Annotated in this window: 18 protein-coding genes and 1 tRNA gene; 13 read left to right on the forward strand and 6 right to left on the reverse strand. The window is 53.0% G+C overall.

Annotated features, from left to right (window positions below):
* Positions 1-6 precede the first annotated feature (6 nt).
* The 4 genes from miaB to ACFOWX_RS08305 are packed head-to-tail and all read left to right on the forward strand — an operon-like array spanning position 7 to position 3,830.
* Positions 7-1,374: a tRNA (N6-isopentenyl adenosine(37)-C2)-methylthiotransferase MiaB gene (gene miaB, locus ACFOWX_RS08290; protein WP_381423084.1), complete on the forward strand. Its 1,368-nt coding sequence runs from the start codon at positions 7-9 to the stop codon at positions 1,372-1,374.
* Complete coding sequence (locus ACFOWX_RS08295) at positions 1,375-2,367, forward strand: PhoH family protein (RefSeq protein WP_381423086.1); 993 nt, start codon at positions 1,375-1,377, stop codon at positions 2,365-2,367.
* Complete coding sequence (ybeY, locus tag ACFOWX_RS08300) at positions 2,360-2,863, forward strand: rRNA maturation RNase YbeY (RefSeq protein ID WP_381423088.1); 504 nt, start codon at positions 2,360-2,362, stop codon at positions 2,861-2,863. Before ACFOWX_RS08295 ends, ybeY begins: the two co-directional genes overlap by 8 nt.
* A gap of 31 nt (positions 2,864-2,894) precedes the next feature.
* The gene (locus ACFOWX_RS08305) at positions 2,895-3,830 is read left to right on the forward strand and encodes a hemolysin family protein (protein ID WP_381423090.1); all 936 of its coding nucleotides are present in this window, start codon (positions 2,895-2,897) and stop codon (positions 3,828-3,830) included.
* A gap of 396 nt (positions 3,831-4,226) precedes the next feature.
* Here the strand turns inward: ACFOWX_RS08305 and ACFOWX_RS08310 are convergent, their stop codons facing one another.
* The 5 genes from ACFOWX_RS08310 to ACFOWX_RS08330 form a co-directional block, all read right to left on the reverse strand.
* Entirely contained in the window at positions 4,227-4,733 is a 507-nt protein-coding gene (locus ACFOWX_RS08310; RefSeq protein ID WP_381423092.1) for a hypothetical protein, read from the reverse strand.
* On the reverse strand, positions 4,718-5,998 hold the full coding sequence (locus tag ACFOWX_RS08315) for a hypothetical protein (protein WP_381423094.1): 1,281 nt from the start codon (positions 5,996-5,998) through the stop codon (positions 4,718-4,720). The genes ACFOWX_RS08310 and ACFOWX_RS08315 overlap by 16 nt, the downstream gene beginning before the upstream one ends.
* Before the next feature lie 31 nt (positions 5,999-6,029).
* Positions 6,030-6,545, reverse strand: coding sequence for a hypothetical protein (locus tag ACFOWX_RS08320; RefSeq protein ID WP_381423096.1), 516 nt, complete (start codon positions 6,543-6,545; stop codon positions 6,030-6,032).
* Positions 6,542-6,778 (reverse strand): hypothetical protein, encoded by a 237-nt coding sequence (locus ACFOWX_RS08325; protein WP_381423098.1) that lies wholly within the window; start codon positions 6,776-6,778, stop codon positions 6,542-6,544. The genes ACFOWX_RS08320 and ACFOWX_RS08325 overlap by 4 nt, the downstream gene beginning before the upstream one ends.
* 186 nt (positions 6,779-6,964) lie before the next feature.
* A complete protein-coding gene (locus tag ACFOWX_RS08330) occupies positions 6,965-7,627 on the reverse strand; it encodes an MOSC domain-containing protein (RefSeq protein WP_381423100.1) in 663 nt (220 codons plus the stop codon).
* 74 nt (positions 7,628-7,701) lie between these two features.
* Here ACFOWX_RS08330 and ACFOWX_RS08335 point away from each other — a divergent pair, with 74 nt between their 5' ends.
* From ACFOWX_RS08335 to ACFOWX_RS08365, 7 genes are all read left to right on the forward strand, one after another.
* Positions 7,702-8,871 carry a glycosyltransferase family 4 protein gene (locus tag ACFOWX_RS08335; RefSeq protein ID WP_381423102.1) on the forward strand — a complete coding sequence of 390 codons (1,170 nt, stop codon included), beginning with the start codon at positions 7,702-7,704 and terminating at the stop codon, positions 8,869-8,871.
* A 69-nt stretch (positions 8,872-8,940) separates the two neighbouring features.
* The gene (locus ACFOWX_RS08340; RefSeq protein ID WP_381423104.1) at positions 8,941-10,260 is read left to right on the forward strand and encodes a replication-associated recombination protein A; all 1,320 of its coding nucleotides are present in this window, start codon (positions 8,941-8,943) and stop codon (positions 10,258-10,260) included.
* Positions 10,244-11,644 carry a serine hydrolase domain-containing protein gene (locus tag ACFOWX_RS08345; protein WP_381423106.1) on the forward strand — a complete coding sequence of 467 codons (1,401 nt, stop codon included), beginning with the start codon at positions 10,244-10,246 and terminating at the stop codon, positions 11,642-11,644. Before ACFOWX_RS08340 ends, ACFOWX_RS08345 begins: the two co-directional genes overlap by 17 nt.
* Positions 11,641-12,630, forward strand: a complete 990-nt coding sequence (locus ACFOWX_RS08350; protein ID WP_381423107.1) for an NADPH:quinone oxidoreductase family protein — start codon at positions 11,641-11,643, stop codon at positions 12,628-12,630. Before ACFOWX_RS08345 ends, ACFOWX_RS08350 begins: the two co-directional genes overlap by 4 nt.
* Before the next feature lie 111 nt (positions 12,631-12,741).
* Complete coding sequence (locus ACFOWX_RS08355) at positions 12,742-13,989, forward strand: mechanosensitive ion channel (RefSeq protein WP_381423108.1); 1,248 nt, start codon at positions 12,742-12,744, stop codon at positions 13,987-13,989.
* 100 nt (positions 13,990-14,089) lie between these two features.
* Positions 14,090-14,962, forward strand: a complete 873-nt coding sequence (locus tag ACFOWX_RS08360; protein WP_381423109.1) for a hypothetical protein — start codon at positions 14,090-14,092, stop codon at positions 14,960-14,962.
* A 43-nt stretch (positions 14,963-15,005) separates the two neighbouring features.
* Positions 15,006-15,081, forward strand: a tRNA-Thr gene (locus ACFOWX_RS08365).
* 13 nt (positions 15,082-15,094) lie between these two features.
* On the opposite strand, the gene ACFOWX_RS08370 is transcribed toward ACFOWX_RS08365, so the two are convergent.
* Entirely contained in the window at positions 15,095-16,909 is a 1,815-nt protein-coding gene (locus ACFOWX_RS08370) for a vWA domain-containing protein (RefSeq protein ID WP_381423111.1), read from the reverse strand.
* 436 nt (positions 16,910-17,345) lie between these two features.
* On the opposite strand from ACFOWX_RS08370, the gene ACFOWX_RS08375 reads away from it, so the two are divergent.
* Positions 17,346-18,422: a phosphotransferase gene (locus ACFOWX_RS08375; protein ID WP_381423113.1), complete on the forward strand. Its 1,077-nt coding sequence runs from the start codon at positions 17,346-17,348 to the stop codon at positions 18,420-18,422.
* 209 nt (positions 18,423-18,631) lie between these two features.
* Entirely contained in the window at positions 18,632-21,274 is a 2,643-nt protein-coding gene (locus ACFOWX_RS08380) for a TonB-dependent receptor (RefSeq protein ID WP_381423115.1), read from the forward strand.
* The last annotated feature ends 195 nt before the right edge of the window (positions 21,275-21,469 follow it).

A 21,469-nucleotide genomic window follows, 5' to 3' on the forward strand; every position in this document is an offset into this window, starting at 1 on the left:
CAGACTATGACCAAAGGCACGACAGTAGATTCGCCCAAAAAAGCCCCAAAAACATTCTTTGTGCAAAATTATGGATGCCAGATGAATGTGTATGATGGCGAACGGATGGCCGACCAATTTGCGGCGCAGGGAATGACGTCATCGTCTAAGGATGACGCTGACCTGATTGTGCTGAATACCTGCCACATTCGGGAAAAAGCGGCGGAGAAGGTCTATTCCGAAATCGGCCGTGTTGGGAAAAAGCGCAAACAGGCAAACGGCGCCCAGCCAATGATCGCCGTTGCCGGATGCGTGGCGCAGGCCGAAGGGGCAGAAATTAGCCGCCGTTCACCCAGCGTCGATATTGTTGTGGGACCACAAGCATATCATAAACTGCCCGAAATGATTGCTGGCGTGGCCGCTGGCAAACGCGGGCTTGATTTAGACTTGCCCGGCCTCGACAAATTTGACGTGCTACCCAAAAAGCGCAAATCGGGACCAACCGCGTTTTTGACGGTGCAAGAAGGATGCGACAAATTTTGCACCTATTGCGTCGTCCCCTATACCAGAGGCGCAGAGATTTCGCGCAGCTGGTCCGCGTTGATCGACGAAGCCAAGGCGCTGGTCGATGGCGGCGCCAAGGAAATCACGCTGCTCGGCCAAAATGTGAATGCCTGGACCGGCGAAGATGATAGCGGCAATGCGGTTGGACTTGAGGATTTAATCCGCGCATTGGACCGGATTTCGGGGCTGGCCCGCATCCGCTATGTCACCAGCCACCCCAATGATATGACAGATGGCCTGATCGCGGCGCATGGCGATGTTGAAAAACTGATGCCCTACTTGCATTTGCCAGTGCAGGCCGGAAGCGACCGGATATTAAAAGCGATGAACCGCAGCCATAGTGCCGACAGCTACCGCCGGATCATCGACGCCGTGCGCAAAATCCGCCCTGACATCGCCATTTCGGGCGACTTTATCGTTGGCTTTCCCGGCGAAAGCGATGGTGATTTTGAAGATACCATGCGGCTTGTCGAGTATATCAACTATGCATCGGCCTATAGCTTCAAATATTCGCCGCGCCCCGGCACGCCGGCTGCGACGATGGCAGATCAGGTCGCGCCCCAGATCATGGATGAACGCCTACAAAGGCTGCAACAGCTATTGGGCCAACAACAATATGAATTTAACCGGTCGGTCATTGGCCAAAGCTGCGACATATTGTTGGAGCGAAAGGGCAAGTATGAAGGGCAGCTGATTGGCAAATCGCCATGGCTGCAATCCACGCATGTCGATATGCCCGGACTGAAAATCGGTGATATGGTCCGGGTACAGATTAACGAAGCTGGTTATAGCAGCGTAACAGGAGACGTTCTTATGCAGGCAGCAGCCTGAATGGCAAAAAAAGCAGCAGCCAGGCCCGGCGATATGTCCCGCCTCGAAATCAGCTTTGACAAACCCCATTTGATAACGGGGGTTTTCGGCGAATTTGACCAGAATCTGGTTGCGATAGAAAATCGGCTGGGCGTCTATATCTCTGCCCGCGGCAATAAGGTTCAGATCGAAGGCGAAGCCAGCGTCACCGCCCGCGCCCGCGACGTGCTAAATGATATTTATTCGCGCGTCCTTCGCGGGGAGCAAATCGATCTCGAAACCGTGCAAGCGGTCATCGCCATGTCGAGCGAACCGACGCTGGACGGCATCGTCCGCAAAAGCGCCGACGCGCCGCAGGTAATGATCCGAACGCGCAAGAAAACACTCGTCCCGCGCAGCGCAACGCAAATCCCCTATATGCAGGCGCTTGCCCGCGATGACATTATCTTTGCTCTCGGCCCTGCAGGTACCGGCAAAACCTATTTGGCGGTGGCGCAGGCGGTGGCGATGCTGATCACCGGGGCCGTTGACCGGCTCATCCTATCGCGTCCAGCGGTGGAGGCGGGCGAGCATCTTGGCTTCCTTCCCGGCGATATGAAGGAAAAGGTCGATCCCTATCTGCGCCCGATTTACGACGCGCTCTATGATTGCCTTCCGGCTGAACAGGTTGAGCGGCGCATCGCGAATGGCGAAATTGAAATTGCCCCGCTTGCTTTTATGCGCGGGCGGACATTGGCCGATAGCTTTATCATTTTGGACGAAGCGCAAAATACCACAGCGGCGCAGATGAAGATGATGCTCACCCGGTTTGGCATGAACAGCCGCATGGTAATTTGCGGCGACCCTAAGCAGGTGGATATTCCCGGCGGCGTCCATAAATCCGGCCTGAATGATGCGGTCAACAGGCTGGAGGGGATAGAGGGCATTAGCACCATCCGCTTTAATAGCGCCGATGTCGTCCGCCACCCATTGGTTGGGCGGATCGTCGATGCTTATGAAGGCGGCGATGATTGAAATCGATCTATCTGCCCAAGGCCGGTGGGATGATGGCAGCGACTGGCAATCCCTTTGTGAAAAGGCGGTCGCGGCCGCCATTGCTGTCGCACCTTTTGCGCGCCTAACCGAAACCGCTGCAACCTTGTCGGTCAGCGTAAGATTTGCGGATAACGCAGAAGTGCATGCCCTCAACCGCGATTATCGGCAAAAGGATAAACCGACCAATATCTTGTCCTTCCCCATGCTTGACGCGGTGCTGCTCGAGAGCTTGGCCAATACCGACGATGGCGAAATCCTGCTGGGCGATATGATTTTGGCCCATGAAATATGCGGGACGGAGGCAGCGGAAAAGAATATTCCCCTGCCCCAGCATATCAGCCATTTGATCGTCCATGGTACTCTTCACCTGCTCGGATTTGACCATATGACGGACCATGAGGCCGAAGCGATGGAGGCGATGGAAATAAAAGCGCTTGCATCATTGGGCCTGCCCAATCCATATATTGAATATTGACCAACAACGAAGAGGCCAAAATACCCCTATTATGCCAGAGGGTGACAGTTTAAGCAGCACGAGCCTAAGCCGTAGCGGCGCAGATAGCGAGAATGAAGGGCGATTATGGCAGCGGTTAAAGACAATGTTCTTTGGCCGCGACCACGAACCGACTCTGCGCGAACAGCTTGAAGAAGCAATCGCCGAACATGAAGAGGAAAGCGGAGAAGACCCGCCATCCGGCAACGGCGGAGATTTATCCGCAACAGAGCGGCTTATGCTGCGCAATTTGCTGCATTTTTCGGAACACCGCGTGGATGATGTCATGGTCCCGCGCAGCGAAATCATCGCGGTTGAAGATAAAGCCAGCTTTGCCGACGTCACCGCCAGTTTCGCCGAACATGGCCATAGCCGCTTGCCGGTCTACCACGATACGCTCGATAATATCATCGGCATGATCCATATCAAAGACGTCTTCGCCGTCCTTGCCGCAGGCGAGGGGCAACCCAGCAGCCTCGAAGCCTTCATCCGTCAACCGCGCTATGTGCCCGAAAGCATGGGCGTTCTCGAACTGCTCAGCGAAATGCGCACCACACGCACGCATTTGGCGATCATCGTCGATGAATATTCGGGCACCGAAGGGCTGGTCACGATCGAAGACCTCGTCGAAGAAATCGTTGGCGAGATTGAGGATGAACATGATGACGAGCCCGAAGCTTTGTTCCTCGAAACCGCACCGGGCATTTGGGAATGCGACGCCCGCGCCGAATTGGACGACCTGGCCGCCGCGATTGACCCTCGGCTCGCCGATGTCGCGGAGGATGTCGACACATTAGGCGGCCTCGCCTTCGTCATTGCCGGACAAGTGCCTGCCACCGGCGACATATTAACCCACGACGCCAGCGGCTGGAGCCTGGAGATATTGGACGGCGACGAAAAACGCGTGACCCGGATCAGGCTACACGCGGCAGATGACCAAGAAGGCTGAACCGGCGCCATTTGTCCCAAGGTGACAAAAGGGTGACAGATGTTTTGCAGAGGGGCGGCGGGTTAGGCCTACACCTTCTTCGCACCGCACAGGCCGAGCGTATACCGGGCGGCGCAGAGCCATTTATTTCGCGCAAAGAGCGCAAAGAGCGCAAAGATTATCAAAGGGGCAGGCCTCCCACGAGCCCTAACCGCTCTACGCCGCCATCTTCAAAATCTTTGCGCCTTCGCGCGAAATATTCTGCCGACACCGCAGCAACCAGCTCAAAGCATTCCGGAGTACAATATCAAATAAGAAACAATTCCACCGCCTTTTTTTCCTATGCATCCTAATGGCCAAAATAAGGTTCAAGCCGCTGGAAATAGAATCATGAGTTTAGTGTTATGTCACCGGAAGTCATTGATCTCCAAATACATATAAGCCTGACGCTTTTATATTATTCCAGTCTGCAGGATTTTCGATATTCAAAATAAATGATTTTTTTGCTTCTACACAAAAATTTGACGCACCTGTTGTAATATTGACAGGAGTTGAGTATCGTAAGACATAGTTATATTGTGTTTTATTTGAAATAACAGTTAGACCAGATTGACCGCCTTCGATAAACCTCTCACTTGGCAACTGCTTCATGTTATATACAATTTTATATTTATCTCTTAGTTTTGAAGGTATATTTAATTTATGTACATCGGTTGTTGAATAATAAGAAAAAAAACAAACGAGAGAATTGGGGTGATATTTCTCTATATAGTCTAAATTTAGTCGCTGGCCATCTTTTGTTTTCAATAACTCCATAACAGGGTTAACAATATCTCCGGAATTTTCATCAAATCTCTTGTTTACTCCACTATCCCCACATCCAAAAAGAAAAAGCAGGAAGCTGATAATTAAAAATCTGAACATACTGCTAGCCCCTTATTCCCAAAAAACTGATTATCATTTGCCGAACTCAAATTGGGCAGGCTGAACACGTAGGTGTCATATTCAAAGTCGTCGGGGATGATGAAGCGGGTGTTGGTTTGGTCGGTGCGGAAACCCACGGCGACCACTTCTGCTGTGCGGCCGTCCTGTGTCACAAAACTGCTTATGCCCAAAATAGAATTGCCAAGGCGGTTCGCTTCGGCGCCAATCGGCGCGCGATCATTCAAACTGATCGATCGGATATCATTGTCATTTATACTGGTCAGCTCGTCGGGCGTGCTGATCCCGTCGCCATTCCCATCGCGCCAAATCAGCAGGCTATTCCATATCGCATCATCGGACGTAATCCGGTTATCGCCATTGCTGTCGTATTGCCGCAATATCGTAAATCCGTCGGTCGTCGGCGTACCAAATAACTCCGCGCCATTATCAATGCGGCCATTGCCATTCACATCCAGCGCGAGCAGCCCCTCGCCCGGACGCACCCAGCCCGTCCGTTCGGCAAAGCCATTGCTATCCAGATCAAAGAAGGTCGCGGAATTAAACAGCGACGTCAGCGATACGTCACCTGTGTTGAGATCGAGCACAAGAGGGTCGCGGTTGAAGAAGTAGGTGCCGAAGATAGCTGGAAGCCAAAGGCTTGGATACCGAGAGAAAGCATTAGGAAGGCTATTCCAAAACTGCTCTGAGAAAAAATCACTTAGCTTTTGCAGCTCTTCTAAAACATCTTCGGCAAAGTCACGCGAAAGATAGGCGAGAGTTTTTAGAGCATTGATATCCCAATTCACTATATTCTCATAAACATTAGGTTGGTAGTCTGCCGCCACGGAGAAATCATAAAGAACCGCGCCAGGCCAACCACCCGCCCACTCATGGGGCTTTATTCGGTTGGGAGCGCCAATACGCTGCCCAAATTCTTCGACTGCAGACGAAACGTCTGCCTCATAAATGTCCTGCGGTGTAAGGACCAATCCCTCGCGCTCCGCCTCAATGTAGTCGCGCAAAACGTCACGCGCGAGAATATCAGACACACGCTGATTTTCGGCAAGCACGGCCGGATCGCCGGGATTAAGATCAGCAGCGAAGGCGTTGCTTGTGAAGACATAATCGCGCAGGAAGCTATCTGGATCACCATTTATCTCGGCAGCTGCCTCGAACCATCCAGCCAGTTTCGGATTATATCGGGAGTCATTACGTATTTGTTCGGCAATGTAACGATAGCCACCTGGGTAATCGCCTCTATCCAAAAAATCTTGAACGTTTGCTATTTTAGCAGCTCTACTTAACATTGGCGGCTTCCCTGTATGATTTTAATATTTTCTCTGCCTCAGATTTTATGTGCTCAACTTGATCAATATCCTTGGAACTGAAATTAACCGACCAGCTCACTTCTTCATCTAACAAACGAAAACCGCATGATACGTATTTGGTGTATTCATTATACGGCTTTTCACATAAAACTCGACCAATTATAGTATCTATTTTTACAAAATCTCCATTTACTGAAATATTTTTTCCTCCATATCCAAATAAGCTAGGATAATTATTATTCACCTGAAATTCGTACCAGCGAGGATCCACCTTCAATTGTATTTTTGTACCACCGGTGATTTCTTTTTGTGAAATACGAACATACGTACCCCTAGTTCTATTATTTATGACTGGGCGATCTTGCCAAGGGATCAGATAACTTTGCCCTTTTACAATGGCCAATTTATCCTGCAGTTCTTCATTGCATCCAAATAAACCAAACAGCATTAATATTGCTCCTAATCGCATTGCCCAATGATTCACGCAGCTTTTCCCTTGCTATCTATCCACCCACTCTGACTTAGCGTAGAGCCTTTGTGTGCTATATCACGGTTATCATTCGCCACTTCCCACAGCTCGCCATACCCCCTCAAATTGGGCAGGCTGAACACGTCGGTGTCATATTCAAAGTCGTCGGGGATGATGAAGCGGGTGTTGGTTTGGTCGGTCCGGAAACCCACGGCGACCACTTCTGCTGTGCGGCCGTTCCATGTCATAAAGCTCCATGAGACAGGCGCGCAAATCCGTATTTGGTAATATCCGTAATTCCCGTAAATGTTGCGACCCACAAAACCCCCTATATATTCACGCCATAGATTGATCGGCATTGCATTTATTGGCAAGTAATTCCGTGCGCAACTCCGGCCTTAAATTCCAAGGATACCCCACCAAACTCACTCACCTCACCGCTCGCCTGCCAGCGCCGCTGCTCTTTTTCTCCATACTTCCGCCAGCGTCTCAAGCTTTGCTAATTGACGCAGTTCGTCCGCTGCGCCAGCTGCGCGGTGGCCGCCGGCGACGAGCAGTTTGAAGGTCCGGGCAATGGTCCAGTCATGCGGGGCCGCCTCAGCCTGTTGCATCGTATCACCCGGCGCGACGAAGCCTTCTTCGATAACGCGGAAATATAGGCCGCAGCGGCCCGTTCGGATAATCTCTCGCGACAGGCCGTGCAGTCCAAAATGATGGTCGATTTTCCAGCAGGGTTGACGCCCCTGCGCCACCTCCACCAGTGCAGCGCCAATGTGGAAACGGTCGCCGATTTTGACGCGGGATTCGGTAAAGCCAGACGCGCTGATATTCTCACCGAAAGCGCCCGCAGCCTGCAATAACCGATGCCCGTCCAGCTTTGCCGTCCAACAAGGATAATGTTCGGTCGGATAAAGATGCACTGCTTTATCCGCGCCGCCGTGTACCGATGGATCGGCAACCTGATCCCCATCAAATCCGTGGCGGCGCAGCATGACAGGTGCGCTCACTGCCTCGCGTGCCATGGCGCTTTGCGTCCCGTCGGCGCGAAACGGTTTTGGCCCGCCGATAAGCAGGGTGTCGATATAGCTGCTAATCATAACCCCGCCAATCTATCGGCAATAATTGCCCTTGCCCATTGGCTTTTTCCATTTGCCCCGATAAAAGCGCGGCGATGAAAACAAGCGACCTTCGCATTGCGCTGTTCAGCGGCAATTATAATATGACAACGGACGGCGCGAATAAGGCGCTGAACCGCCTTGTCGGCTATTTATTGGCTCAGGGTGCTGAGGTGCGGGTCTATTCGCCCACCGTGGACAATCCGGCATTTGCGCCCACCGGCGATTTGGTCAGTGTGCCGTCCATGGCCATTCCGAACCGGCCTGAATACCGCCTGCCGCTGCATCTATCGGGCCGGGTGAAGCGGGATATGGAGACGTTTAATCCGAATATAATCCACATTTCCTCACCCGACCGTGTATCGCGTCAGGCGGCGAAATGGGCCCGGCGGCGCAACTTGCCGGTGCTATGTTCGGTGCATACCCGGTTTGAAACCTATTTCCGTTATTATAATCTCGCCTTTGTCGAACCGCTGATGGTGGCATGGCTGCGTAAGCTGTATCGCAAATGCGACGCGCTGGTTGCCCCATCGGAAAGTTTTGCGCAGGTGCTGCGCGAACAGCGGATGAATTATGATATCGACATCTGGTCGCGCGGCGTGGACCGCGATATTTTTAACAGTGGCCGCCGCGATCTGAAATGGCGCAACGCTCAGGGGATCGCCGAAGATGTGCCGGTGATTGGCTTTTTGGGGCGGTTGGTGATGGAAAAGGGGCTGGACGTATTTTCCGACGCCATTGATCAGCTTAACCGCCGCAAAATAGCGCATAAAGTGATGGTGATTGGCGAAGGACCGGCAAAAAGCTGGTTTGAATCGCGCCTGCCCGATGCGGCCTTTGTGGGTTTTCAGGGCGGCGCCGATTTGGGCCGGGCAGTGGCCAGCATGGATATCTTATTCAACCCATCGGTCACCGAAACTTTCGGCAATGTGACGCTGGAGGCGATGGCCTGCGGCGTGCCGGTGGTTGCGGCAAAGGCGACCGGCAGCCAAAGCCTCGTTGAGGACAAGCAATCGGGCCGTTTGATTACACCGGGCGCAATCAATCAGTATGCCGACGCGCTGCAGCTATATTGCGAACATCCCGAAATCCGCGCCGAACATGGCGCTGCCGGGGAAGCGCGGTCGCTGAATTATAGCTGGGACGCGATTAACCAAGTGGTGGCTGATACCTATATCCGCTTGATCCGGCAGCGCGGCGTGCGGTCTTTGCGCGAGGCCGCTTAAGCCGTTTATTTTGACATTGCCTGATACAACAGGCTGACATGGCGGGCAAAATACCCTTATTGTCCCGCAATGACCGATTTGTTCGCCGATGATTCCCCGCAAGCCCCGCATGATACAGCGCCTGCAGATGCGCCGCTCGCAGACCGGATCCGTCCAGCGAGCCTGAGCGAAATTATCGGGCAGGATCATATCACGGGCCGCGAAGGCGCGATTGGCCGGATGGTGGCGGCAGGTAAGCTATCGTCACTGATCCTATGGGGGCCGCCCGGGACAGGAAAGACCAGCATCGCGAGACTCTTAGCGGATAGTGTTGGCATGCATTATATGGCGGTCAGCGCAGTATTTTCCGGCGTAGCGGACCTGAAAAAAGCCTTTGCCGAGGCAGAAAAAGTCTCCGCAATGGGCAAGAAGACATTGTTATTTGTGGACGAAATCCACCGGTTTAACAAAGCGCAGCAGGACGGCTTCCTCCCCTATGTCGAACGCGGGGTCGTCACATTAGTCGGAGCGACCACCGAAAACCCCTCCTTTGAACTCAACGCCGCGTTGCTCAGCCGGGCGCAGGTGCTGGTGCTCAACCGGTTGGATGGGCCTGCGCTCGATGCGCTGCTTACCCGCGCAGAGGCAGCCGAAGGCAAAGCATTACCCGTTACCGATGACGCGCGCCGCGCACTGATCGCCAGCGCCGATGGTGATGGCCGTTTCCTGCTGAATCAGGCAGAAACGCTTTTTTCCATTGCTATGGGTAGCCCGCTTGACCCCGCCGCCATGGCTGCCCTGCTCCACCGCCGGATGCCGGTTTATGACAAGGGTGCGGATGGCCATTATAACTTGATCAGCGCGCTGCATAAATCCATGCGCGGCAGCGACCCGCAAGCCGCGCTCTATTGGCTGGCACGCATGCTGGTAGCGGGCGAAGAACCGCTTTATGTCCTGCGCCGCATCACCCGTTTTGCGAGCGAAGATATCGGCCTTGCCGACCCGCAGGCGCTTGCCCAATGTATCGCGGCCAAAGAAGCCTATCAGTTTTTGGGCAGCCCCGAGGGTGAGCTCGCCATTGTGCAAGCCTGCATCTATTGCGCCACCGCACCCAAATCCAATGCGGTCTATAAAGCACAAAAGTCAGCGTGGAAATCGGCGATGGATACGGGCAGCTTGATGCCGCCCGCCAATATATTGAACGCGCCGACCAATTTGATGAAAGACCTAGGCTATGGCAAAGGCTATGCCTATGACCATGATAGGGATGAAGGATTTTCGGGCGATAATTATTGGCCCGATGAAATGAGCCCGCAGGAATTTTACGCGCCGGTCGAACGCGGGTTTGAGGTGAAGCTGAGAGCGCGGTTGGAACATTGGGAGAGGTTGAGAAATGAACGCAAGGATTAAACTGGTCGCATTGATATTGCTGGCTCTTCCTGCCTACGTGAAAGCACAAAGTGATGAGCAGCAAGCCCTGAACCGCGCTTATGCGGCGGGTTATAAAGCGCAGTTTCTGTGCAGCGGATTGTGGAACGGCGGCAAGACGGTTGAGCAGATTGAGCGCGATGAACTGACCGGTATCTATCCCGAAATCGCCGATATTGTGCCAACATTAAAAGCGGAGATTGACCAAGAGAGAAAAATGGTCACCGTTGCCTTTTCAGAGAATACCCCACCGCGAATTGCCAAATTTCAAAGCCATGACGACGGATGCGTATCGCTTCCCATTGGTTGGCAGCTAAAGACAGAAGAGGGCTTCAATAACTTGCCTACACCGAATGTACAGTCTGCCTATCCGCCGGGACATCTCGACAATGCGTATTGGCCAATGGGAGATAAAACAAACCCGTTTACTGCCGAGCCTACTTTTCAGAAAATCGCTAAGGTCGCGGACAGCGGCTTTGATAATCCCGAATTTGGCAACGGCAAAACCAGCGCGATTTTGATTACCAAAGGCGGCAATATCTACTATGAAAAATATGCGCTTGGCCATGATATGCACACGAGCCAGCGCACCTGGTCTGTTGCGAAATCCATTGCTGCCACTTATGTGGGATATATGAAACATGCGTCAGGTGATGCCCTCAATCTGTATTCATCACACATTTTGAGAGACCCGCGAAATAGCGTTAGTATTGATCATATGCTGCGCATGAGCAGCGGGTTTGTTTCTGACAGCCCTGGCAACCGCACCGATGCGATATACATGGGTGGCGGCGCTGTTGAGGAATATGCGACCATCTGGCCGGTTGTACACAAACCCGGAACGGTGTTTCGCTATGCCAATAACGATACGCTGCTTGCAGTGCTGAAATCAGAGAATATTTCACGGCAGAAAAAACCGTTTCTCAGCCTGAGCGAGCTTTTCAGAAAAATTGGCATGACGCGGACAGTGGCAGAGCGCGACTGGAGATATCGATATATTCTGTCCAGTCAGGTATGGACCACGCCCCGCGATCTGGCGCGGCTGGGGCAACTTTATCTGAATGATGGTCGGTGGCCTTATGGTGAGAGACCGGAACGCTTGCTGCCGGAAAATTGGCGCGATTATGTCAGCAAACCATCAGGCCCGCAGCCGGATGGAAAATTCGGTTATGGTGCGCAATTCTGGTTGATGAATAAATCGGACGGCATTCCTGCGGACACATTTGCCGCATTTGGCAATCGCGGGCAGTATCTGGTGATTATTCCGTCGCTGAATATGGTTATTGTCCGGCGCGGATATGACAGCGAGGGCAGCCACTTTGATATCGAAGCCTTCACCCGCGATATAGTGGCGGCTGTGCAATGACGGGCACTTACCGCGCCGCCGTCTGCACCGCTTTAACCGGGCCGGATGCCATCGAAATAAGGCCTCAGACGGTTACACCGCTGGCACCAGGGCAAGCGCGCGTAGCCGTGCGTGCCGCTGGGATAAGCTTTCCCGACCTGTTGATGACAAAGGGCGAATATCAATTCCGCCCCGACCCGCCCTTCGTTCCCGGCAGTGAATTTGCCGGCGAAGTCATTGAATTGGCCGAGGGGGTCACTGATTTCGCCCTGGGCGACCGAGTGATGGGCGGACATAAGGGCGGGTGCTTTGCCGAACAAATTGCTGTGCCCGCCGCCGCTCTGACCCCCCTGCCCAGCGCGCTGTCCTTTGAAGAGGGAGCCTGTTGGTATAGCGCCGCGATCACCGCTTGGCACGGATTGCATGACCGTGCCGATATACAGGCTGGGGAAAGCCTGCTGGTGCTGGGCGCATCAGGCGGTGTTGGTATGGCGGCGGTTAAGCTGGCCAAACATATGGGCGCGGCCGTGATCGCAGTGGCGTCTACGCCGGAAAAACGCGATGCCGTATTGGCGGCAGGCGCGGACCATGCGCTTGATCCCGCCGATCCCGATCTTGCCAAACAGGTGAAGGCACTGACCGCCGGCAAAGGCGCAGCGGTGATTTTCGATCCAGTAGGCGGCGACCTTGCTATTACTGCGACCCGTGCCATTGCCGTCGGTGGGCGTTATTTGATCGTCGGATTTGCCAGCGGAGTGGTCCCCAACTTTCCCGCAAATCACGCCTTGATCAAGGAATATAGCTTGATCGGAATGCGCGCCGGTGAAAGCAGCAGGCGCGACCCCGACCTGGGCCAGCGAACGAGATCAGCGCTGGCACAGCTTGCCCGTAACGGCGTTATGCGTCCGCATATTTCGCACCGGTTTTCGCTGGATGATTTGACCGAAGCATTGCGTACGCTTGAACGGAAGGAAGTTGTTGGACGGGCGGTGTTGAAAATTAGGTGACAAGTTTTTGCATCTTATTGGGATGCCTCGCTGGTCAAATCGTTCATATTGTGTTAATGCTCTCACACAGGAGAACAAAGCCGCAGGGGCTTTGCAAAAGGGGACTTCAATATGGAATTTATGGGCTATGCCTTTGACCAACAACTAGCAATGGTCTGGGCGGAAAAACTCGCAATCGTGGCGGTTATATTGGTGCTGACATGGGTGCTTGCCAAAGCCGCGAAATGGTCTTTCGCCAAATTGGTCGATGCGGTGCCGCTGTTACAGCGTGCGGGCGGCGATGGTGAAAGCATTGGTATGTCTTTGGGCAAAATCGTGTCTTTGTTGGTCTGGCTGATTGGTCTTATCATGATATTGCAGCGGCTGGGCTTTACCAGCGCGATTGAACCTATTCAGGGCTTGCTCGACAATGTCATCGGCTATGTCCCCAATTTCTTGGGCGCGGCAGTAATATTCTTTGTCGGCACCATGGTTGCCAAAATCGTGCGGGAGTTGGTGGAAACATCACTGTCGACAATTGATTTTGACAAATGGGCCAATTTGGGCGGCGCCGATAAAGTGACCGGCAATGCAACGATCAGCAAGACTTTGGCTACCATCGTCTTTGTCCTGATTATTATACCGGTCGCTATTGCCGCGCTCGATGTGCTTAAAATTCCGGCAATTACCGACCCTGCTAAATCCATGCTCGCGATGGTGTTGGGCGCAGTGCCGCTCATTATCGGCGCTTCGTTGATCCTGGGCCTTGGCTTTGTCATCGCCCGCTGGGTATCGGGCCTGTTGCAAGAGGTATTGCCAGGTTTGGGTGCGGACCGTGCGATTGCCGAATTGGGCGTATTGCCGGAAGGCCGCAGCGCATCGGGTTTGATCGCGGCCATCACTTCGATTGCGATCATGATCTTCTTTGCGATTGCGGCTACCAATATGCTGGGCTTCCCGCAGTTGACCGGCATGCTTGAAACCGTATTGGAAAAAGCAGGTAGCGTGGTCTTTGGTGCAGTACTCATCGCTTTTGGCGTAGTCATCGCCCGCATCTTAAGCAATTTGATCAGCGCCGCGTCGGGTGAAGGCATTGCGCAGAAAGTCGTCTATTATGTGACGGTCGGCCTGTTTATCTTCATCGGCTTGCAACAAATGGGTATTGGCAGCCCGATCGTTGAATATGCCTTTGGCGCGTTGATGATCGGCAGCGCGGTTGCTTTCGCTTTGGCCTTTGGCCTTGGCGGACGCGATGCAGCGGCGAAGGTTTTGAATGATGTCCAATCTGGAAAATCAGCGGCCTCACCAGCCGCAAAACCAGTAGTCAAAAAGCCAGTGGCCAAAAAACCAGTGGCAAGCACGGCACCTGCTAAAAAATAAGCAGACATAAATTTGAACGGAAAAGGGCGGGGCCTCTCGGTTTACCGCCCTTTTTCTTTTTCCGCTTTTTAATATTGATAGAAATGGCCAATAACAGCCCATGCGCCGCTTTTCCAACTTTGCCTGTGTTGATTGGTCCGGCGCTGCGGCAGAGCGTCCACCGGGCATTGCCGTTGCGCATATAGGCCCAGATGGTCCGCCCGCCCTTTTATCACCTCAACCCCGCTGGTCGCGCGCCGATGTGGGGGAATGGCTGTTGCAACTGGCAGGGGATGACGCGGATATTTTGGTGGGCTTGGACCTGTCCTTTGGCTTCCCCTTCGCGGATGAAGGATGTTTTTTCCCAGAGTGGGATGACAGTCCGGCCGACGCGAAATCATTATGGGCATTTATCGACCGGATATGCGCGGCCGATCCGCATCTAACCGCTGGCAGTTTCTTGTCGCATCCGGAAGGCCAGCGGCATTTCCGCCATAGCAAGGATCATGTCGGCGATTTGTTCATCGGCGGAACCGGACGGCTTCGCCTGGTCGAGGCGCATCAACGCGCAACCCGGCAAGCCAATAGCTGGAGCTGCTTCAATCTGGTCGGTGCCGGACAAGTCGGCAAAAGCTCACTGACCGGAATGCGGATGCTGCACCAAATTGGCCGCTATATTCCTATCTGGCCATTTGACCCGGTGCCGAAACGCGGTCCCATGTTGGCCGAAATTTACACCACAATGGCGGCACGGGCCGCCGGTATGCCCGCCGGACGCAGCAAGATTCGCGACCGGGCAACTTTGCTTTCGGCTTTGGCGGCGCTCGATTCCCCTGCCCCCGTGGCGCTTTCCCGCTATGATGACCATAGCACCGATGCGATGATTACCGCAGCATGGCTCCGCAAAAATGCCGGAAATGAGGCATTTTGGCATCCAGAAAAACTAAATATGCATATAGCCGCAACTGAGGGCTGGACCTTTGGGGTCATTTGAGGCTATGGGCGCGTCAGGTTTGAACAAAGAACCAGAAAACAGCGCCGGCTTAGCTCAGTTGGTAGAGCATCTGATTTGTAATCAGAGGGCCGCGGGTTCGAATCCTGCAGCCGGCACCATTTCTCCGAATTCTCAAATCTCCGTATCGGCATCTCCCGCCCGGCGCAGGATGATTTTGACAAATCCGTCGGGCGACTCCATCCGCAGGACATTGCCGGTCACTCGGTAATCGACCAACAAGTCGCCGTCGGGAACAGAAATCTGCTTTTCGTTAATTTGGAAACTTTGCCACATCTCATTTTCGCCGCGATATGGTGTCTTAAAGTAAGTGACAAACTCTTCGTCATCGGTGAATTCGACAACATCGCCGCGGCGAAGGTCTTTTACGCCATTATGGCTGACCACCTGCCATTTGCCGATCACCGCAAGCGGGCGCAGCTCCTTTGGCTGTTCTCCGGCATAGCCTGCAAATAATGCAGCCTTTCCGTGCATAGTTTCGATCAATTTCTTTTCATCGTCCAAGCCGGACAAATCAGAACTATTCACGCGCCCTTTCAACCCGTCGAGCAGACGGTAAGCCGTTTTTGCATCGCCATTTTGATGATAGGCGCGGGTCGCGCCATCAAACACAAAATATTGATCGACCAGCATATGCGCGAGCCGCAATTTTTCGGCAGGCTTCGCATCAGGTGCCGTGATTGCAATCTCATCATTGCCTTGTTTTCCATCAACCGCGCTCACATAACTGAGCGCCACTGTCATTAGCGGCAACCCGTCATCAATTCGTGCCGAGGGCAGATATTTGCTTTTGTCATTCTTGCCCAATGACGCAAAAATGCCACCGCCATTGGACGACAAAAAGGCCGTTGGAACCGTGATGCTGACCGACCCATCTTTACCAGATTGCATTAACCCGTCCGGCACACCAAACACGCCCGATACGCTGTAGCCGCCGCGCGGGGTCATGGTGATAATTATGTCATGCGCAACTTCGCTCACCATATTCCGGAATTCTTTGGTTATCACCTGCCTCGCATCATCCTGCCCTGTCAGGAAAAAGACATTGCCGCCCCGTACGCTAGAAATCTTGGTCGCCAGTGCGCCATCATATTGAACACCAACACCAATAGTCGTCAGGCCGATGCCCCGCAGCGAGGCGTCCCGCGCCAAACCCATGAAACTGCCGCTGTCGGTATTGCCGGTATTGGGCTGTTCATCGGTGAATAGCATCATCCGCGTTTTGCCAGCAAACTGCGCCGCTTCCCGAAATGCTGCATCATAACCAATTTTCAGACCGGCCTCCATATTGGTCGAACCGTTAATATCTATGGCGTCGATCGCGGCCAGTAGCTGTGCTTTATTCCCCTTCACTGCTATCGGTTGTTGGTGGACGAGCGATTGGGTGCCGTAAATCGCAATGCCCATCCGGTCGTCATCGCCCAGCTCTTCAACAATTTGCTTCAGTGCGGCTTTCACCGTTTCAATCGGCTGCCCGCTCATCGATCCCGACCGGTCCACGACAGCCATCAGACTAATCGGTTCCCGGCGCCAGCTGTCAGCATCAATATTGGTGGCAAAGCCAAGGCCAACGAACAATTTGTCATCAGGACGCGTTGGCAAATTGGCGGTCATGGCATGCCCGGAAAGGCAAAATAGCTGTGCACATTGCCGGTCAGCGGGCAAGTCCAGATCATGCTCGCCCAATAGCCCTTCCAAGGTGAGCGACTCCGGCCGCGGCAAAGTTTGCGCACTCAGCGCCAGGGAGCGAAAATGCTTTATATCCTGCGCGCCGCCCTGACGCACTCTCGTGCCGGTAACGATGATGTTATTCTCTGCAGCTTCGTCTTCCTGACTATCTTGCGCCACGGCAGGGCTCGCCGGTACCAGGGCCGCCAAGCATAGACCCAATGATGCAGCACCCATTATATGAAAAGCAAATTTACGCATTGTCACTCTCCTCACTCTCGACTCCATGATCAGACAATAACATGGAAAAGTTAGAATCCGTAATGGAAACTCGCGTCAAACCACTTTAATCAAACGATTAATATTCATGGAATGGAGACTGTCGGCGGGTGAGACACAGGCTTGCACCACAGAAAAACCTCGTTAATCTCTTCTATCGAGGAGAGCGGGATATGATTACCAAGAAGGATGATTACTCCATCCATCCAAGCCCCGAACCGATCGCATTCGCCGGGACCGATAGGAATTTTTACGAGACTGATTTTCGCGATGGATATGTCACTAATGGTTCCATATTTTTTGCGCGAGCAATGGAAGTTCTCCCGCAAATGGGCATGGCAAATAGCGCTCGTAGCCGGTGTATCGATCGGGTACGGCATAGTCCCCTCCCACTGCGTCCCATGATCGGCGGTGCACCATGATCCCGCTACACCCCGATCAAATGGATGCGGCATGGATCGCCGATAAGTTGAATGCACCAGCCGACAGTCTGGAGAATTTCCATTATGCCGCCATTGGTACAGGGCAAATGTGCGATAGTTTTCGGCTGACGCTGAATTGGGATGAGGCCGTGCCGGAGGTGGGCCTGCCGTCAACCATCATTGCCAAATGCCCCGCCATGGACGACGCCAGCAGGCATATCGCCAAATTGGTCCGTAATTATGAATTGGAGATCAGTTGGTATCGCGACCTGGCCCGCCAGACGCCGGTGCAATGTCCCGGCTGTTATCATGCTGAATTGGACGATAATGGCGTTGATTTCGCGCTGCTGTTACAGGATTGCAGCCCGGCGCAGCAGGGTGACCAACTGGGCGGCGCGGACCATGCGCAGCTGTCGGCCGCGATAACGCAGCTTGCAAATTTGCATGCCGCACATTGGAACAGTCCGTCATTATCCGCCTATCATTGGTTGCAATATGGCACCGCGAATAAGGAACTTGTGCGCACGATGCTGCCCGCGCTTTATACCGGATTTCGGGACCGTTATGTCGGGCGGCTCGATGAACGGATTTTGGATATAGGGCAACAGCTATCGGCTCATATCGGCATTTATCTTGACAAGGAGCCATCGGCGCAAAGCGTTGTTCATGGGGACTTTCGGCTCGATAATCTGCTGTTTGCAAACAATGGAAATGTGACAGTCGTTGATTGGCAAACTGTAAGCGCCGGTTGCCCGTTTACCGATCTTGCTTATTTTATCGGAACTTCCATTGCCGACCCCGAAATCCGCCGCGCCGAAGAAGCTGCATTATTCGATCATTACCTCGCACAGCTGCTCGAACGGGGCATAGCCGCCGACCGGGAACGGGGGTGGCAGGATTACCGCCTATACGCTTTTTCCGGTTTGATCATGGCAATTTTTGCATCTATGAATGTCGAACGAACCGACCGCGGCGATGAAATGTTCGCCGTCATGGCGGAACGTCCGGCCCGGCAAGCGATTGATTTGGAGAGCATATCATTGCTGTATGGTGCCAAAGCTCCGCCTTTATAGCCGCTTTTTTCAGGCGTGACAAATATGTAACATATACGTCTTTTTGCATGATAAGCTGACTATATGTTTGCACGGCAATGCAGCTATAGCTAAGGCGATGGAACGCCCGATTAAGGGTATAACATTGCTTGGAGAGGCAAAAGATTCCCCCCATGAAAAGCCAAAAAAATGGCGCAATAATAACGGAATGTTTCGCAGGAGAAGAATATATGAAAATCGCACATCGAGTATTGAAGGGCGCAATGCTCTCCACCATCAGCATCGCCGCCTTAGGCGCGGGCAATATTGCCTATGCGCAAAATAACGCCCCTGCCGACGAAAATGCAGAAGATCAGGCGGATGATAATAGCGGATTTGGCGAAAATGACATCGTTGTGACTGCGACCAAGCGGGAACAAACGCTGCAGGAAATTCCGGTTGCAGTTACCGTGACCAGTGCGGAGAGCATTGAAAAAGCACAAGTACGCGACCTCGCCGACTTGCAGACGATTGCGCCGACATTGCGCGTCGGACAGCTGCAAAGCTCGGCCAACACTAACTTTATTATTCGCGGTTTTGGTAACGGTGCCAACAATGCTGGTATTGAACCGTCGGTTGGCGTGTTCATCGACGGCGTTTACCGTTCACGTTCAGCTGCGCAAATTGGCGATCTGCCCAACCTGCAACGGGTCGAAGTATTGCGTGGTCCGCAGTCGACATTGTTCGGCAAGAACGCCTCCGCTGGTGTTATCTCGATCGTTACCCGCGAACCACAATATGTGTTTGGCGGTTCGGTTGAGGCGAGCTACGGCAATTTCAACGCGATTATCGGCAAAGCAGATATTACCGGACCTATTGCCGACAATATCGCCTTCAGCCTTGCTGCCAATTATAACAAGCGCGACGGTTATGCCAATGACCTGAACTTGGGCACAAAGGTGAATGAGCGCAACCGTTATGGTTTCCGTGGCCAATTGCTGATCGAACCATCGGATGTTTTCAAAATACGTTTGATTGGCGATTATGACAATATCAACGAAGATTGCTGCGTTGCCGCCAACTTGTTCAACGGCCCGACAGGAGCGATCGTAAACGCACTGGCCGGCGGTATTGGGCTGGATGCGGAAAATCCGTTTTCTTACAATGTATACACCAACCTGCCTTCCGAAAACCGGATTAAGAATTATGGTGGTTCTGCGCAGATTGATTATGAAGCCGGCGCACTCAGCTTAACGTCTATCACCGCCTATCGCGGTGTCGACAGCTTTAGCAACCAGGATTCCGACTTCACGGCTGCTGATTTGCTCCAACGGAATATCAACGACACGCAAATCCGCACCTTTACACAAGAATTTCGCGTATCGTCAGACTTTGACGGTCCCTTTAACTTCTTGCTCGGCGGATATTATTTCAACGAGAAAATCGACGTTAATAATGACATCGAATATGGTGAAGATTTCCGGGCTTTCGGCAATGCGCTTTTAGGCGCGGCAACCGGCGGCGCGTTGAATTTCAGCATTTTGGAGGGCGCATTCGGAGCGAGTGACTTTGCCGCGGGCCTAGTTTCGTCGCCAACGGCCTATGCAGGTCAGTTTTTCGCCGCTGGCACCGGCTATCCGAGTGAAATATACACATTGGATAACCAAGCCTATTCGATTTTCGGCACCGTCGATTTTGATATTACCGACCGTCTGACGCTAACTGGCGGGTTTAACTATACGAAGGATAGCAAGGATTTCTCCAGCAATGTGACGGCAACCGATGCCTTTTCTGCTATCGATTTCAATGCTCCGCAATATGCGACATTCCGCCGCAACTTGCTAATTGGTGGCGGCGCACCGTTTGGTCTCGCAACATTCTTGGGCGCCAATCCGACAACAACGACCTTGCCAGATGGAGTTACACCATTGTCCAGCATTGGTATTGCAAATGCCAACCCGCTAGCCGGACTACGCGCGTTCCAATTCCAGCCGCGGCTGGTCAACTTCCCCAACTCAGTCGAAGATGGCGAAACACGGGATGGCAAATTCACTTATTCGGCCCGCCTCGCATTTGAAGCGACCGACAGCCTGAATCTATATGCCAGCTATGCAACTGGTTTTAAGGCAAGCTCAGTCAACCTGTCGCGGGACAGCCGTCCATTCTTATCTGACGCTGCTGCACTAGGATCGGCTGGACTGTTGCAGCCTAACCAAAGTTTCGGCACACGTTTTGCGGGTCCGGAAAATGCGGAAGTATTTGAAATTGGTATTAAAGGTGCGTGGGATGTTGCTGCGTTCAACCTGACCTTATTCAAACAGTCGATTAAGGGCTTCCAAACCAATATCTTCACCGGCACCGGCTTTGCGCTGGCCAATGCGGGTGAGCAAAGCACCGATGGTATCGAATTTGACGGCACCGTATCACCAACCGACAATTTAACATTTTCGGCCGCGATGGTATATCTGAACCCCAAATATGACAGCTACCCCAATTCGACAACGGGCGATCTGACGGGCACACGGCCATCGGGTATCCCAGCGCTGTCAACATCGCTGGGTGTCGATTATGATATTCCAATCGGCGGCGACAATAAACTCAATCTGCATGCTGATTATTACTATGAATCAAAAGTGTTCCTGTTCGATGATAATGTGAACAATCCAGCGGCAGATGCTTTTGCAAAGGCCAATTTCTCCCGCTCGGTTAATGCGCTTAGCGCATCAACCACGCTGTTCCTCGACAATGGTTTACAAGTCAGCGTCTGGGGCCGGAATTTGACGGGCGCTGAATATATCACCACCGCATTCCCATCGGTTGGCCAAGCTGGTAGCTTCTCTGGCTACCCGAGCCAGCCGCGCACTTACGGAGTATCGGCAAAATATAAATTCTAAGGTCACGCCCTTAGCCAATATAAAAAAGGCCGGTTTCCATCGCGGGATCCGGCCTTTTTCTTTATTCGAAAATTGGATGCTATATCGGTTCTGAAACTGCGGCCGAGCGATGGGCACCGATGAACGGTGCGAGCGCCTATCACCTTCGCCCTAAATCTGGGTTACGATGGTTATTTGTAAGCGCAAGCGGTGCGC

Origin of the sequence: Sphingorhabdus arenilitoris, assembly GCF_042651485.1 — a bacterium.
Classification (GTDB): Bacteria; Pseudomonadota; Alphaproteobacteria; order Sphingomonadales; family Sphingomonadaceae; genus Sphingorhabdus_B; species Sphingorhabdus_B arenilitoris.

Coding starts and splice junctions, on each gene's coding strand:
- ACFOWX_RS08330 (WP_381423100.1), bottom strand. CDS start 7,627: ATGATTAGCAGCTATATCGACACCCTGCTTATCGGCGGGCCAAAACCG.
- ACFOWX_RS08305 (WP_381423090.1), top strand. CDS start 2,895: ATGCCAGAGGGTGACAGTTTAAGCAGCACGAGCCTAAGCCGTAGCGGC.
- ACFOWX_RS08370 (WP_381423111.1), bottom strand. CDS start 16,909: ATGCGTAAATTTGCTTTTCATATAATGGGTGCTGCATCATTGGGTCTA.
- ACFOWX_RS08325 (WP_381423098.1), bottom strand. CDS start 6,778: ATGACATGGAACGGCCGCACAGCAGAAGTGGTCGCCGTGGGTTTCCGG.
- ACFOWX_RS08340 (WP_381423104.1), top strand. CDS start 8,941: ATGACCGATTTGTTCGCCGATGATTCCCCGCAAGCCCCGCATGATACA.
- ACFOWX_RS08310 (WP_381423092.1), bottom strand. CDS start 4,733: ATGTTCAGATTTTTAATTATCAGCTTCCTGCTTTTTCTTTTTGGATGT.
- ACFOWX_RS08345 (WP_381423106.1), top strand. CDS start 10,244: ATGAACGCAAGGATTAAACTGGTCGCATTGATATTGCTGGCTCTTCCT.
- ACFOWX_RS08360 (WP_381423109.1), top strand. CDS start 14,090: ATGCGCCGCTTTTCCAACTTTGCCTGTGTTGATTGGTCCGGCGCTGCG.
- ACFOWX_RS08375 (WP_381423113.1), top strand. CDS start 17,346: ATGATCCCGCTACACCCCGATCAAATGGATGCGGCATGGATCGCCGAT.
- ACFOWX_RS08350 (WP_381423107.1), top strand. CDS start 11,641: ATGACGGGCACTTACCGCGCCGCCGTCTGCACCGCTTTAACCGGGCCG.
- miaB (WP_381423084.1), top strand. CDS start 7: ATGACCAAAGGCACGACAGTAGATTCGCCCAAAAAAGCCCCAAAAACA.
- ACFOWX_RS08380 (WP_381423115.1), top strand. CDS start 18,632: ATGAAAATCGCACATCGAGTATTGAAGGGCGCAATGCTCTCCACCATC.
- ybeY (WP_381423088.1), top strand. CDS start 2,360: ATGATTGAAATCGATCTATCTGCCCAAGGCCGGTGGGATGATGGCAGC.
- ACFOWX_RS08355 (WP_381423108.1), top strand. CDS start 12,742: ATGGAATTTATGGGCTATGCCTTTGACCAACAACTAGCAATGGTCTGG.
- ACFOWX_RS08335 (WP_381423102.1), top strand. CDS start 7,702: ATGAAAACAAGCGACCTTCGCATTGCGCTGTTCAGCGGCAATTATAAT.
- ACFOWX_RS08295 (WP_381423086.1), top strand. CDS start 1,375: ATGGCAAAAAAAGCAGCAGCCAGGCCCGGCGATATGTCCCGCCTCGAA.